This is a genomic window from Agrobacterium rubi TR3 = NBRC 13261 (assembly GCF_000739935.1).
Taxonomy (GTDB): domain Bacteria; phylum Pseudomonadota; class Alphaproteobacteria; order Rhizobiales; family Rhizobiaceae; genus Agrobacterium; species Agrobacterium rubi.
The window spans coordinates 114397-128156 of sequence record NZ_BBJU01000026.1; the positions used below are offsets into that span (position 1 = coordinate 114397).

The window sequence follows — 13760 nt, forward strand, 5'->3', positions numbered from 1 at the left end:
TCATCAGCCTCCTCCAGCGTAACCTCATCGCTTGTTCGGTCTGATCTGCTGGCGCAGCTCCATCAGACGATCGAGCGTCGACAGCGTCAAATCTCTGTTTTTGCCAGCCAGACCCAGCGTTAAAGCTTCCACACACACGAGTGACGCGCCGTGCATGGCAACCTTCTCCGTCTTTGCGCGCGGCAGAACAATCGCGGCTGTCGCATGCTGAGCAAGTGCCGTCTCTTCCTTACCGACGATGGCGACGATTGGTATCGAAAGGCGCTCTGCCTCCGCAATCGCCGTCATAACCTCGCGATGGGGACGGCCTTGGGCAAGGATAAGAAGGACGTCGCCCGGCTCCATCTGGAGAAGCTGTTCTGCCAGCATGATCCCCGTCTGGTTGAGCGCATAGGACGGATAACCAGCTCTGACGAAGTTGCGGGATGCGTAGGTTCCGATGATACCCGATGCGCCGATCCCGAAAACGCCGATCTTCCTGGCGGTGGACAGAAGGCTCACAGCCGATGCCATCGCACGCCGGTTGTCTTCCGACGATAGGGATTGCATGGCGTACCCCATGTCGGCCACCACGAAGTCGATGGCAGAATTGGTGTTGTCCAGCAGGTCATTCGTGGTCGCCGCCATTTTCTCGGACGGAGAATCCGTTTCCCCAAGGTGGCTTTCCAGCGTATCCTTAAGGTCCACAAGACCTTCGAAACCCAGCGCCTGTATGGCCCTGATAACGGTCGCATCCGACGTTCCGATCTCACGGCCGATTTCGAGAGCGGATTTTGCCAGCACCGCATGTCGATGCTTGTCGATATATTCTGCCACAGCCAGAAGCCCCGGCGACAGCGTGTCCCGCTTTTTCTTCAATCGCTCTCCAAAGCGATCCATGTGGCGTTTCTTTGGAACGGTGTTACCCATCGAGACCATTGTCGTTGCTTGAAGGAATGTGTTCAACCACAGTGCCTGACGCTGCGAAATTTTTGAAGTCGAAAGCTATCTCACATTCGGACGTGGTGCGATTGCAGATTTTACGACCGCCGTCATTAGAGCCATAGCCGCATAGCTGTTGGAAATCGCTTCTTCTCTGGAAACCATGACGTACCTGCCCTCGGCGCAGGCTTTTAGGAAGCCGCAAAAATCTGGTACGACCTTGTCCATGGCCTCGATTTCCTCTTTCGACGTGCCGCCGGTGTCCGAGCGGTAGGGGTCGAAAATGAAGTCCGCATCAACGTCTGGAAGACGCTCGCCGCTGACCTCGATGCGCCCGCCTTCAGGGATGTCGTTGATGATCTTTGGAAACTGGAAGCCCGCATCCCGCAGCACCTGACCGAGCGCCCGGTAGGTGTGATAGATATTGATCTTTCCGTTGAGCGGCTGGATGACGGAAACAGAGATGTTTTTGGTGTCGATTGCGGTTTTGAGTTCCTCTATTCCTGCCCGGTATCGCTGGTCGAGAATGGCGAGCCTATCTTCGGTTCCCGTCAGTTCGGCCAGCTTGCGATAGGCATGCGCCGTTCCAAATTTGGTGGGATCGATCACGATGGTTGGCGCTATTTTCTCCAGTGTTGCAATGGGTGTAGGGCGTCCAACCGCGGTTATGATGACATCCGGCTTCTGTTCGGCCAGCGCCTCGAGGTCGATATCGACTGCACCGAGAAAGGCAATGCCGGAATTGCCGAAATCGACGCCTGTCAGGATCGCGCTGGAGCGCAGATAGGGTTTGCCGTCAATACCGACCCTGCCATGGCTGGCAATCGGCGTGATACCGAGTTCGATCAGCGGAATGGTGACGTCGATATCGTGGAGCGATGCGATGCGAAGTGGTCTGTTGGGGATGACGACAGTACGCCCGGCATCGTCCTGAAATGACCTCGTCTCCTGCGCCGCCGCAACGCTGGTAACGACGAGAAGCAGAAGTATCAAAACAAACATTCGCATCATGGAAAACCTTTCACAATTGATCGCGACGGCGCCAGAGGAGCAGAAGCAAAACCGGGACACCCACGAGTGCCAGGACAATGCCGGCGGGGATTTGCAGCGGCGCGAACGCGGCGCGGCCGATGGTATCTGCCAGAACGACAAGCGCTCCGCCGATCAGCATGCTTGCCGTCAGCAGCGCGGTCTGGCCACCGCCGATCGTCATTCTGGCCGCATGCGGAGCGATAAGCCCGACGAAGCCGATGCTTCCAACGCAAGACACGGCTGTTGCGGTCATCAAAACCGGCGACGCGAGGTTTATGAGCGCAAATGCCTTGGCGCGAACACCCAGCCCGATCGTTGCACTGTCTCCCAGCGTCGCGACATCCGCTGCGCGCGCCGTGGCAAACAGCAAGGCGGCACCGATACACAGGCCCGTCAGAGCAATCGGAACCATGTCCGGTGTGACTGTCGCAAGGCTGCCTGCCATCCACGTCAAAGCGATCTGGACGCGGTCTATATCGGAAACCGTCAGCAACAGCGTAATGACCGCGGACAGGAACCAGGAAAATCCGATGCCGATCAGCACGAAACGTAGGCGAGACAGCGAGCCTGCCAGCAGCGCAACAGCGGCGGCAACTGCAAAACCTCCGGCCATACCGATGAAGGGACGCAGCATCAACGGCGTTTGCGGAAAAGCGATAATGACGGTGACGATGGCCAAGGCTGCGCCTTCACGCACGCCCAGCAGACCCGGATCGGCCAGTCCGTTGCGGGTCAGGGATTGTAACGCTGCACCCGCCAGCCCAAGCATGGCGCCGCAGCTCAGCGCCATGATGATGCGCGGTAACCGCAGGTCTCCGATGACAGATAGATTGCCCTGATTCACTGAACCTGTGACAAATGCCACGAGTTCGTCAATCCCGGCGCGCCCGCTTCCTGACAGAAGTGCCAGAAGAACCAGCAGGGCAAGGACGATCAGAAAGGCCGTTGTGATTGCCAGTCTTGCCGGATGCAGCTTTACACTCAGGGCTAGGACTTCAACGCGGTGATAACCGCCGCCGATCTTTTTCATCTTCATCGCAGCACCCGCGTAACGACAGCGATGAAAACCGGAGCGCCGACGAATGCCGTCAGGATTCCCGTTGCCAGTTCCTGCGGAGCGGCAATGGTTCTGGCGGCGATATCGGCTGCAATCATGAGATTTGCGCCGAGCAAGGCCGATAGCGGAATCGAAACCATGTGCCGCCCGCCGACCATGCGATGAGCGACGCCGCCAACGATGAGACCGATAAAGCCGATGGGGCCGCAGAGCGATACGGACGCACCGCAAAAGAGCGCGGTGGCGATCAGGCCGATCAATCTCGTCTGGCGCACCGGCACGCCAAGTCCCGTCGCGGCCTGGTCTCCCAACGCCATGATATCCAAACGCGACGTAATCCAGGCGGCAGCCATTGCAGCAATCATGACGATGGGAAGAACGGTCTGAAGGTCGGAGAGGGAAATGCCTGAGAGATCGCCCGCGAGCCAGAACCGCATCTGCTCGAGCGTTTCCTGATCGAGAATGAGGATCGCAGATACGCAGGCAGATGCCAAAGCAGACAGCGCGATGCCGCAAAATGTGACCTTGGTCATCGTCAGGCCGGTGCGTCCCGCCGACGACAGAAACAGAACAAGCGCGAAAAGAATGCCGCTTCCCGCCGCCGCAATCAACGGGCGACTGGCCGGGAACACCATCAGCCCCGCAGGCAACGCGGTGCTTGCCACCAGCGCAAGGCTGGCCCCTGCATTCAGACCCAGAATATGCGGTTCGGCGAGCGGATTGCGCAGGATGGATTGCAGCAAACGGCCTGCGATACCCAGCGATGCACCGCACAGAATGGCGGCCAGCAGCCGTGGCAGACGAAGCTTGAGCAGTATCTGTTGGTCAAAATTGGCAAGGTCCCGGGACGTCAGGGCATCGATAAGGAATTGCGGCGATACGGATCGTGCACCGACGCTCAGATGCGTGAGAGCGAGAACCAGCAACAGTCCCAAGCCACACGGAAGCCAGAGACCTTGCAGCCGCTTTGTCGATCCGCCTGACTTGACCGCGTCCCTCACAGCACGGATGTTCCGGAAAATGGGTCTGGCAGGAAGACGGGTCTGCCGGTCGTCGGATGCCTGACGGCCACAACCTTCGTATCGAAGACGCTTTCGATATGGTCGGCTGAGCATTCGTCGACGGTTTCAGCAACGTGATGAATGGCACCGCCTTTGAGAAAAACGATGCGATCCGCATATTGCAGGGCGGCGTTGAGATCGTGAAGAACAGCGATGACGGTTCGGTTCGCTGTGCGGGTAAGGCTTGAAAGAAGCTCCATGACCTCGACCTGATACCGCAGATCGAGAAACGTCGTCGGCTCGTCGAACAGGATCGTTGCTGTATCCTGCGCCAACGCAAGAGCGATAAAGCACCGCTGGCGCTGACCGCCCGACAGGCTATCCACCGGCCGTGCCGAGAGATCGCTGATGCCGGTCATATGCAAGGCCTGAGTGACGGCATCTTCATCGCCCTCGTCCCAGGATTTGAGAATGCCACGATGCGGGTAACGTCCGCGCGACACCAGATCGTAGACGCTGAGACCTTCAGGAGCGACCGGTGCCTGCGGAAGCAATGCAAGTTTTCGTGCCACCTCTCTGGTCGACAACCGATTGACATCCTGCCCGTCGACAAGGGCTGTCCCGCCGGATGGTTTGAGAATGCGTGAGAGCACGGCCAGCAACGTCGACTTACCCGACCCGTTCGGCCCTGCCAGAGCGGTGAACTTACCCTTGGGAGCGACCATCGAGATATCGACAAGAACACTGGAGCGTCCATAACCTGCCGTCACTCGCTCGGCATGCAGCGCATGATCACCGCCATTGGATCGCATCAAATCAACCGCTTTCTTCCCTTATATCGTGTGTTCATTGTATTTTATGAATGTAGTAGTCAACATTTAACCGATCCAAATTTTCTTTTCCAGACATGTTTCTGCGTCATGAAGGCCTGGATTTTCAGGCCAAAATAGTTTTTCAAAACGAAAAATCGGAGTGTCATTGTAGCAATAGGCATCCTCAGAAAGTTGACTACTACATTCAGGAAATACAGAAGACCAGCATGATGGGGATATCACGTGCGCTATTGGGGACGAAATGACGATGGGATTTGGCAAATTTGACAGGACGATGGCTCCGGCCATGATTGCTCTCGCTGGCATGATGGTCGCTTTGCCTGCAAATGGGCAGGAAACCGTCGAGGTCAAGAAGACATCACGCCAGTCGGAAGCTGCTCAGCCCAGTGCGTCGGAGACATCCACCGTGCTCGCGCCTATCGTGGTAGACGGTGCCGGTGCGACGCAGGGATATCAGCCAAGATCGACCAGCACCGCCACACGCACGGATACCCCGCTCATCGACATTCCACAGGCGGTCAATGTCGTCAGCGAACAGGTTCTGCGAGACCAGAATGCGGGCAATCTGGATGATGCGCTCGGCAATATCAGCGGCGTGACACAAACCAATACGCTGGGTGGCACGCAGGATTCCGTCATCCGCCGCGGTTTCGGTGACAATCGCGACGGCTCCATCCTGACAAACGGGATGAAGACCGCCCTGCCCCGATCGTTCAATGCCATGACGGAACGGGTTGAGGTCCTCAAGGGTCCGTCCTCCACGCTGTATGGCATTCTCGACCCTGGCGGCATGGTCAATGTCGTGACGAAGAAGCCGGAGGATACGTTCAAGGGAGAACTCTACGGCGGTCTTTCCAGTTTCGGCGGCGGCAACACTGGATTGGATGTCACGGGTCCGATCACGGGGACGGACTTTTCCTACCGCCTGATCGGCGAGTACAAGGATGTCGATTATTGGCGCAATTTCGGTGAGACCAAGAACTGGCTGATATCTCCGTCGTTGACATGGACCGGCGACGATACCGAAATCACGGCAACTTACATGCACGAGGATTACAGCGTGCCATTTGATCGCGGCACGATCTTCGATGTCAACACGGGCCGTGCCGTCAATGTGGACCGAAAAATTCGCTTCGATGAGCCCTACAACATCACCGATGGAAAATCCGACCTCTTCCAGGTCGAGATCGATCATGAACTGTCGGAAAACTGGAAGCTCGGGATCGACTACAGCTATAGCCGCAATGTCTATTCGGACAATCAGGCGCGCGTGACGGCCTATAACCCAACCAACGGCAACGTGACGCGCAGGGCAGACGCCACCAACTATTCAACGATCTACAATCATGCCATCCGCGCTGACTTGACTGGTGAGGTCGAGATCGGCGGAATGCAGCATGATCTGTTGATCGGCACGTCCTATGATTACAGCGACACGTTGCGCACGGACATGATCCGGTGTGCCCCATCGGTAAATTTCAACATCTACAACCCCGTTTACGGGAATCTTCCTGAGTGCACGACCGTTTCCGTCGGCGAAAGCGACCAGACCGAAAAACTGTCTACTGCGTCGGTGTATGTGCAGGATTCTGTGCACCTCAATGACCAATGGATCGTTGTCGGTGGACTGCGATATCAATATTATGATTTGCTGGCTGGCAGGGGCCGCCCCTTTAGAAACAACACAGACAGCTTCGGGGATGCTCTCGTCCCCAATGCGGGTGTTGTCTATAAACTCAAGCCTGACGTTTCACTTTACGCCAATGCAGCCAAGACCTTCCGTCCACAATCCTCCATTTCAAGCCCATTTGGCAATCTGAAGCCGGAAGAAGGTGTCTCCTATGAAGTCGGTTCGAAATTCGAGCTGCCATCGGGACTGACCGCCAATATTGCGCTCTACACGTCCGACAAGGAAAATGTCGCCTATTCCGACGCGAACAACAACATCAGAACGGCGGGACTGGTCAGATCACGTGGCTTGGAAGTGGATGTTGCCGGGTCTTTGACCGATAACCTGGATTTCATCGCAAGCTACGCCTTTACCGATGCCGAGGTTTTGGAGGGTGACAATGCGGGAAAACGTCCTGTCAACGTCGCGCGCCATACGGGCTCGCTCTATCTGGCATATGATGTGGGAGACGTCGGTCCATCGGGCAACAACCTGAAAATCGGCGGCGGAATCCGCGCCGTTGGCGACCGGGCCGGTATCAACGATAACGCCTATTATCTGCCCGGTTACGCGGTCGTGGATGCCTTTGCAGCCTACACGTTTGAGCTTGAGCGCCCAATCACGGTCCAGCTCAATCTGAAGAACATCTTTGATCGCACCTACTACACGTCTTCGATCGGCGGCACTGCACTGGCCAACCAAATCGGCGAACCCTTCAATGCCACATTGACCGCGCGGTTGAAGTTTTGATGTTGCCTCAGAGTGTCGTTGAACGTTGGCATGCTTGTTCATGCCCTCTGGCCTGATGCCAGCTTTTAGGAATAGCGATTAAAGGCAGCCATTGCGGCCGCTCTCCACCAAAAATTCCCAGGGACGGTCGCCACTTTTTTGGCCCGCAACGAGACAAGCTATGTTACGGGCACCGACATGCTCGCCGCTTGCGGGCATCGCCGTTCGATGCTCTGATCAGATCGTCCTGATCTGGCTAATCGTTACCGTTGATATTTGAAATCTGGAAAGACCACGAACTTGACGCCGACGCTCCATCTCCCCAATCGCCCGTTCTCGCTTGCACCGGATGTAATTTCAGTCCCTCGCCCTTACTTCTGGTCTACCCCCATTCTTCTGGCGCTCGCTGCCTTTCTCCTTTTCTGGGAGGGACCGGGGGTCTATCGCGATTTCCTCATCAGCCAGAACCCGGTGGTGGTAGAGGACGGTGATATCCAGAATGGTCAATGCACGACGCGAAAGGCGATCCTGACCGACTGCAAGGCCCGGCTTGTCTACAACGTCAACGGCCAGAGCTACGACACGAAGGTCGAAGTCATGTTCGTCGATTTTCACGTGGGGGACTATGAGACAGCGGTGATCATCTCGGCAGACCATCCTGAACTTGCGACAATAAGCCTTGGCCTCGACAAGCTCTGGAACCGGATCATAACGCTCACGCTCTTCACGCTTGCGCTGGGCGGCTTGAGCATTGGGATGATTTTTATGGCCCTGCGCATTTTACGAGCCAAGGGCCAATTGCTCAAACCTGCTTTGCTCAAGCCCATCGCTGTGGAAATCGGCGCCTTCGACCGCAAAAAGAATAGTCTTTCGGTTACCTACAACGACAAGATCGCGACCGATAAAACCGGCCGGTCGGCTTACACTCGCATGAAACAGGGCGCAGAGCCGCTGATCGTCGGCGAAGCCAACGGCAAACTTTTGGGCTTGGCTGTCCGGCACGGCAATACGGCTTTACCCGTGCTTCTGGACGATCGCCTCCAACGTATTGCATTGACCGACGAGGAGCGAACCGCGGCATTGGCGCCCTTCGCACATCAGGCCAGTATCAATGACATGCCGGTGGCCCATGCGCCGAAGAAGACGATGTCGGCCTGGAAAGGCCTGCAAATTTTCTTCGGAACGTTGCTTGTGCTCATGGTCGGTATGCTCGGATTTTGGCTCTGGTACGTGACGACATCACAAACCCAGTTTCAGTCTCCAGGAATGGACATCAACAACATCATGCCTGCGCCAATAAACCGCTGGGGCTGCGATCAGCTGAAGAAACGATTCGGTGACGACAGAGCACCGTTCGGATGCGCGGCTGCCGATCACATGAGCTGGAGGTAGCGTTTCCGCTTCCATATCTTCACCCTTGGGTTCAGGTTCAATCGAAGCCGAAAGATGGCTGCTGCGCAGCATCTGCCGCAGCAGACATCAAAGTGTTTTCAACACCTGACCCAATGCATCCACCAGGAGATCGGCGTTCTCTCGGGAGAAGACGAGCGGGGGGCGGATTTTGAGGATGTTGGCATTGGGACCGGAGGCGCTGATGAGAATGCGGCGGTCGCGAAGACCGTTGACGATCCGCGTCGTCAGGGCGGCATTCGGACGCTTCGTCGCGGCTTCGCCAACGATCTCAACGCCGACGAAAAGACCGGAACCGCGAACGTCGCCAATCGCCGGATGAGACAGGCTTTTCAAGCCGTCCATCAGATACTGTCCCACCCCAAGCGCATTTTGCTGCAGGCCCTCGATGCGGATCGTATCAAGAACGGCCTTACCCGCAGCAGCCGCGACGGGGTTGCCGCCAAAGGTGTTGAAGTATCTGGCACGCGGGCCGAATTCGGCAATGATCTCGGGGCGAAGCACGACGCCCGCCATCGGATAACCATTGCCCATGGGCTTGCCAATCGTCACCATATCGGGTGACACATCATGCCGTTCGAAACCCCACATTGTCTCGCCGGTGCGACCAAAGCCCGGCTGCACTTCGTCGGCAATGAAGAGACCACCTGCCTCGTGGATAGCGTCAACTGCTGGCTTCAAAAACCCCTTCGGCCCGGCAAAAATACCGTCACTGGAGAAGATCGTATCGGTAATCAACATCGCCGGTTTGATGCCGTGGCGCTTCAGGTCAGCAATTGCGGCGCGCACATCGCGGCCGAATTTTTCCATCACCTCTTCCGGCGAATTCCGGTAGCTGTCCGGCGCGGCAACGGTACGGACATGCGGGCCGAGCGGTACGGCCTCGCCGAGCGAAGGTGAAAACTCCGCCGTAGCACTCGTCAGGCCGTGATAGGCAAGCTCCGTGGCGATGATACCCGTACCACCGGTGACGAAGCGGGCAATCCTCACAGCTAGGTCGTTGGCCTCACTGCCCGTGCAGGTGAACATGACCTGGCTGAGCGCTTGCGGAAACGTCGCCGTCAGCGCTTCGGCATAATCCACGATACCGTCATGCAGGTAGCGTGTGTGGGTATTGAGGATCGCGGTCTGCCTGGTGATGGCTTCCACCACGCGTGGATGGCAATGTCCAACCGAGGCGACATTGTTGTAAGCGTCGAGATATTTTTCTCCCGCAGTATCGTAAAGAAAGACGCCCTCGCCGCGCACCAGATGCAGCGGTTTTTCATAAAACAGCCGGTAGGCCGGACCCAATACCTTTTCCCGACGGGCGATGAGGGCACGCTCTGTCTCATCCAGTCGCTCGAAATCTTCGCGCGAGAAAGCATTTACCATCGACATGATCAAGCCTCGGACAGGTTGGGCACGAGCGTCTTCAGCTGCGCCGGTGTTACATCGGATATGTTGAGGATGCCCTGCCAGGCAGAGGCGTGATTGCGCATGATATAGCTGGCATTGTCTGGAACCCGCGCCGAGCGCCATTCGGCAATGATGATCGACATGGCAAGCCGCGCCCGGGTGAGAACCGGCAGCAGCTCCAACTCGTCGGGTTGAAGCGTGCGGGCCGAAAGGTAGCCTTCGAGAAAAGCCCCGACCCGCGCAGCCCAGTTATCCGTCGCCACATGATAGGAAAGCGCCACGGCAAGATCATTGACGAGCGGAGCATGCACCATATCGCCAAAGTCGATGATCCCGGCGACCTCGGTCTGCCTTTCCGGGTTGAGCAGAATATTGTGTGGATTGAAGTCGTTGTGAATAATCTGTCGACGTGTCAGCGCTGTAATTGCAGGGGTGGCGCGCTCGAATTCGTCAAGGATCGCCTCCACACGCCCGCGCCGCTCTGGTGCAACATACTCGATAACGCCAACGAGATCGAGCGTGTGGGAAATGTCCCACATGAGCTTTCCAGCCGGCGGGCGTCCAGCGTAGTCTTCCAGTCCAACGCCGAGTTCGGCCAGCGCCCGCCCGACGTTCCGGCTTTGCGCCTCGCAGCTTTGCGTTCGGTACTGCAACTCACCGCGCAGGAATGTGAGGAAACGCATCACGCGTGGGCCGTCTTCAGCCTCCAGTGTGTGGCTGCGCTCACCATTGCTCGTCAAGACCAGTCGTGGCACAGGGACCGACGGTGCGGACGATGCCAGATGCAGCAACGCACCGTCCTGAAAATCGAGTGCGGCGGGATCTTCCGCGGGATTGGCGATTTTGAGAACGAATTCCGCGCCGTCCTCACAGGTGAACAGAAAGGTTTCGTCACGTTCGCTGGAAAGCCGTTTTACGCTGCCAACGAGTCCGTAAACATGCCTGACCGCCGCTTCAGCCTCGGCGTGAGCCGTCACACGCCATGTTGCCAGCATGGAATCGGTCGTCTTGGTGGCAGTCGATGGCTTTGTCATGCGTCCTCCGTTGCGCGTCGCCCGCTCGCCTCAAAGATCGCCGCTGCCCGATGCATTGTCGGCTAGAATATGACAGCTTTAGCAAAGGAACCTTGCTTCACGCAAGAAAAGATGCATCAAGTATCTTATTATTTGAATTATGGGCTGAGGAATGGCTGATTTTTCCACATTGGAACATGAAAATCTCAATAGCACCGTTTACGGAAAGCTGTGCGACGCCCTTATTCAGGGGCAGTTCCAGCCCGGTGATCGCCTGAAAATCCGCGATCTTGCCGAGCAATTTGGCACCAGCGTCACACCAATCCGTGACGCCATATTGCGGCTTGCCAATGATGAAGCGATCATCTTCCGCTCGCCGCGCGACATCCGCATTCCAGGCATGAGCGAAGGCCGCTACAAGGAAATTCGTGCAATCCGTATCCGGCTTGAAGGATTGGCAGCAGAAACCGCCGCACAGGTGGCCACGAGTGCCGATATCGAAGCGCTGGAAAGCATTCTGCGCCAAAACGAACGGGCAATTGCTGACGGCGACCGTTTGCGCGGAACCGAACTTAATCAGGCGTTTCACTTCATGTTACCGCAGATCGCTGGGCTTCCGCTGTTAAATGGCATTCTGAGACGCCTCTGGTTACAGATGGGCCCACATATTTCGGACGCCTATGTTCACGGTGGCCGAGCGATGATCGACTATCATTATCCGGTAGTCGAAGCCTTGAAACGCCACGATTCCCCGGCAGCGTCCATGGCAATCGTTGACGATATTCTGCTTGGCGGCAAACCTATTCTCGAGCGCGTGATGCAGGGAACAGAGCGCCACTTGCATGAGGCATAGGCTTTCAAGAAAGAAAACTTGCACTTCACAAATCTCCTACTAAGATGTATCAAACATCAAAGGAGAATACTCCAATGACCGAAGAACGCCGCTATATGTTGTTGACGGGTGCAAGCCGCGGCATCGGACACGCGACAGTAAAGCTCTTTCAATCCAAGGGTTGGCGCATTCTCACCGTGTCACGTCTGCCCTTTTCCGAAGAATGTGCGTGGCCATCGGCGCGCGAAAGCCATATCCAGGCCGACCTGTCGGATTTGACGCAGATCGAGCGCCTTGCCGAGACCGTGCGGGAACGTCTGCCGAATGGCCGCTTGCATGCGCTGGTCAACAATGCCGGCATTTCACCAAAAGGGCCGGAAAAGAGCCGGCTTGGTGTCATGGGCACCGATGCGGACATCTGGACACAGGTGCTGAACGTTAATGTCGTCTCAACAGCTCTCATTGCGCGTGCGCTGATGCCAGAACTTGAGGCCGCCAAGGGGTCGATTGTCAATGTCACCTCCATTGCCGGAACACGGGTCCACCCTTTCGCCGGTGTCGCCTATGCCGCTTCCAAAGCAGCCCTCGGGTCGTTAACCCGAGAAATGGCGCATGAATTTGGTCGCCGTGGCGTCAGGGCCAACGCCATTGCTCCGGGCGAAATCGAAACATCGATCCTGTCTCCAGGAACAGACGCTCTCGTGGCAGCAGAAGTGCCCATGCAAAGGCTGGGAGACCCGCGTGAAGTGGCTGAGACCATTTACTTCCTGTGCACGGAGCCCTCGTCCTACATCAACGGCGCAGAAATCCACATCAATGGTGGCCAGCACGTCTGAGACGGTCTGCTTGTAAACGCCGGAAATCGCTGCTGCTAGGGGCCGATGTTTTATCGTCGCCGACGATGAAAAAGCATTACTTTGAATGCGCGCCGCCCTTTTCATCCGTGGCGGATAAGCAACGCATGTGAAGCTAGTTTTCCATAAAAGGGTCGATTGAGACAAAATTGCTTAGACAGGAGACGCCGCAACTGACTTTGTGACAGCAACGGCGGGGGCCGATTCTTGAAAGGTCTACCGAATGCAAAAAATCGTTAAATTGGCAGGCCTGCTGGCTCTTCTGGCATCATCTGCAAATGCTGCTGATATGACTCAGAATGAGCCTGTTGCCGTTGCAAACACGGGTGGCTTCTACCTTGGCTCGGTGAGCAGCTTGACGTTCCCGGACAATACAAATTTCACATCAGGTGGCGCATCGTTCAGCACCGATTATGATTTCGGGACTTACAGTGGTTTGCGCGCAGGCTACAGCTTTGGGTCCTACGGCTTCGTTTCGCCCCGTCTGGAGCTTGAAATCGGTTACGGTGCAGCAGACGCCAACGAAATCAGCCGCAACGGTGTGAACTTCGGATCTGATTCGTTCGGAGACGCGCGGACCATTCAGGGCTTCGTCAACGCCTATCTCGACATTCCAACGAACACGGCCTTTACGCCTTACTTCGGCGGTGGTGTTGGCGCGATGAACCTCGAATTGCGTCGCCAGGGTGTTTCCCTGACTGGCGTCGCCATGGATGATGACGACACAAAGTTTGCTTATCATCTCGATGCTGGCGTTGGCATCGATCTGAACACGATCTCGTTTTTCAGGGATAGTTCACTGTTTAGCAATACAACGTTTGATATCGGCTATCGCTACACAGCAGCGGATGACTTTGACTTTGCCGCGCGTGACGGCTCTGTTTCCAGCACGGATTTCAGCTCTCATGCTGTCGTTGCTGGTTTCAGACGCAAGTTTTAAAATCAGACAAACACATGAAAAAGCCGCTCTCGAGCGGCTTTTTTTATGAAAATTTAGACGCAAAATTATGC

General features: G+C 56.5%; 12 protein-coding genes. 5 read left to right on the forward strand and 7 right to left on the reverse strand.

Annotated features, from left to right (window positions below):
• Nucleotides 1-24: 24 nt before the first annotated feature.
• The 5 genes from RRU01S_RS20130 to RRU01S_RS20150 form a co-directional block, all read right to left on the reverse strand.
• The gene (locus RRU01S_RS20130) at nt 25-879 is read right to left on the reverse strand and encodes a MurR/RpiR family transcriptional regulator (RefSeq protein ID WP_234936222.1); all 855 of its coding nucleotides are present in this window, start codon (nt 877-879) and stop codon (nt 25-27) included.
• A 105-nt stretch (nt 880-984) separates the two neighbouring features.
• Nucleotides 985-1929, reverse strand: a complete 945-nt coding sequence (locus tag RRU01S_RS20135; protein WP_174447696.1) for an ABC transporter substrate-binding protein — start codon at nt 1927-1929, stop codon at nt 985-987.
• 13 nt (nt 1930-1942) lie between these two features.
• Nucleotides 1943-2989, reverse strand: a complete 1047-nt coding sequence (locus tag RRU01S_RS20140) for a FecCD family ABC transporter permease (RefSeq protein WP_045231999.1) — start codon at nt 2987-2989, stop codon at nt 1943-1945.
• Nucleotides 2986-4011: a FecCD family ABC transporter permease gene (locus RRU01S_RS20145; protein WP_052816145.1), complete on the reverse strand. Its 1026-nt coding sequence runs from the start codon at nt 4009-4011 to the stop codon at nt 2986-2988. The genes RRU01S_RS20140 and RRU01S_RS20145 overlap by 4 nt, the downstream gene beginning before the upstream one ends.
• Nucleotides 4008-4823 (reverse strand): ABC transporter ATP-binding protein, encoded by an 816-nt coding sequence (locus RRU01S_RS20150; RefSeq protein ID WP_045232000.1) that lies wholly within the window; start codon nt 4821-4823, stop codon nt 4008-4010. Before RRU01S_RS20150 ends, RRU01S_RS20145 begins: the two co-directional genes overlap by 4 nt.
• A gap of 268 nt (nt 4824-5091) precedes the next feature.
• Here RRU01S_RS20150 and RRU01S_RS20155 point away from each other — a divergent pair, with 268 nt between their 5' ends.
• Both RRU01S_RS20155 and RRU01S_RS20160 read left to right on the forward strand, forming a co-directional pair.
• Nucleotides 5092-7263, forward strand: a complete 2172-nt coding sequence (locus RRU01S_RS20155) for a TonB-dependent siderophore receptor (RefSeq protein ID WP_081880140.1) — start codon at nt 5092-5094, stop codon at nt 7261-7263.
• Between the two features lie 279 nt (nt 7264-7542).
• Complete coding sequence (locus RRU01S_RS20160; protein ID WP_045232001.1) at nt 7543-8634, forward strand: hypothetical protein; 1092 nt, start codon at nt 7543-7545, stop codon at nt 8632-8634.
• Nucleotides 8635-8721: 87 nt separating this feature from the next.
• Here the strand turns inward: RRU01S_RS20160 and RRU01S_RS20165 are convergent, their stop codons facing one another.
• Together RRU01S_RS20165 and RRU01S_RS20170 are read right to left on the reverse strand one after the other, a co-directional pair.
• Complete coding sequence (locus RRU01S_RS20165; RefSeq protein ID WP_045232002.1) at nt 8722-10032, reverse strand: aspartate aminotransferase family protein; 1311 nt, start codon at nt 10030-10032, stop codon at nt 8722-8724.
• A gap of 2 nt (nt 10033-10034) precedes the next feature.
• Nucleotides 10035-11084 carry a phosphotransferase gene (locus RRU01S_RS20170; protein ID WP_045232003.1) on the reverse strand — a complete coding sequence of 350 codons (1050 nt, stop codon included), beginning with the start codon at nt 11082-11084 and terminating at the stop codon, nt 10035-10037.
• 151 nt (nt 11085-11235) lie between these two features.
• Here RRU01S_RS20170 and RRU01S_RS20175 point away from each other — a divergent pair, with 151 nt between their 5' ends.
• The 3 genes from RRU01S_RS20175 to RRU01S_RS20185 all read left to right on the forward strand — a co-directional run bounded on the left by RRU01S_RS20175 (nt 11236) and on the right by RRU01S_RS20185 (nt 13689).
• Nucleotides 11236-11916, forward strand: a complete 681-nt coding sequence (locus RRU01S_RS20175; RefSeq protein ID WP_045232004.1) for a GntR family transcriptional regulator — start codon at nt 11236-11238, stop codon at nt 11914-11916.
• Nucleotides 11917-11990: 74 nt separating this feature from the next.
• On the forward strand, nt 11991-12731 hold the full coding sequence (locus RRU01S_RS20180) for an SDR family NAD(P)-dependent oxidoreductase (RefSeq protein WP_045232005.1): 741 nt from the start codon (nt 11991-11993) through the stop codon (nt 12729-12731).
• Between the two features lie 241 nt (nt 12732-12972).
• Nucleotides 12973-13689, forward strand: coding sequence for an outer membrane protein (locus RRU01S_RS20185; RefSeq protein ID WP_045232006.1), 717 nt, complete (start codon nt 12973-12975; stop codon nt 13687-13689).
• The last annotated feature ends 71 nt before the right edge of the window (nt 13690-13760 follow it).

Excerpts from the sequence above, each read along its gene's own strand:
- RRU01S_RS20130 (WP_234936222.1), bottom strand. The coding sequence starts at position 879 with ATGGATCGCTTTGGAGAGCGATTGAAGAAAAAGCGGGACACGCTGTCG.
- RRU01S_RS20135 (WP_174447696.1), bottom strand. The coding sequence starts at position 1,929 with ATGCGAATGTTTGTTTTGATACTTCTGCTTCTCGTCGTTACCAGCGTT.
- RRU01S_RS20140 (WP_045231999.1), bottom strand. The coding sequence starts at position 2,989 with ATGAAGATGAAAAAGATCGGCGGCGGTTATCACCGCGTTGAAGTCCTA.
- RRU01S_RS20150 (WP_045232000.1), bottom strand. The coding sequence starts at position 4,823 with ATGCGATCCAATGGCGGTGATCATGCGCTGCATGCCGAGCGAGTGACG.
- RRU01S_RS20155 (WP_081880140.1), top strand. The coding sequence starts at position 5,092 with ATGGGATTTGGCAAATTTGACAGGACGATGGCTCCGGCCATGATTGCT.
- RRU01S_RS20165 (WP_045232002.1), bottom strand. The coding sequence starts at position 10,032 with ATGTCGATGGTAAATGCTTTCTCGCGCGAAGATTTCGAGCGACTGGAT.
- RRU01S_RS20170 (WP_045232003.1), bottom strand. The coding sequence starts at position 11,084 with ATGACAAAGCCATCGACTGCCACCAAGACGACCGATTCCATGCTGGCA.
- RRU01S_RS20175 (WP_045232004.1), top strand. The coding sequence starts at position 11,236 with ATGGCTGATTTTTCCACATTGGAACATGAAAATCTCAATAGCACCGTT.
- RRU01S_RS20180 (WP_045232005.1), top strand. The coding sequence starts at position 11,991 with ATGACCGAAGAACGCCGCTATATGTTGTTGACGGGTGCAAGCCGCGGC.
- RRU01S_RS20185 (WP_045232006.1), top strand. The coding sequence starts at position 12,973 with ATGCAAAAAATCGTTAAATTGGCAGGCCTGCTGGCTCTTCTGGCATCA.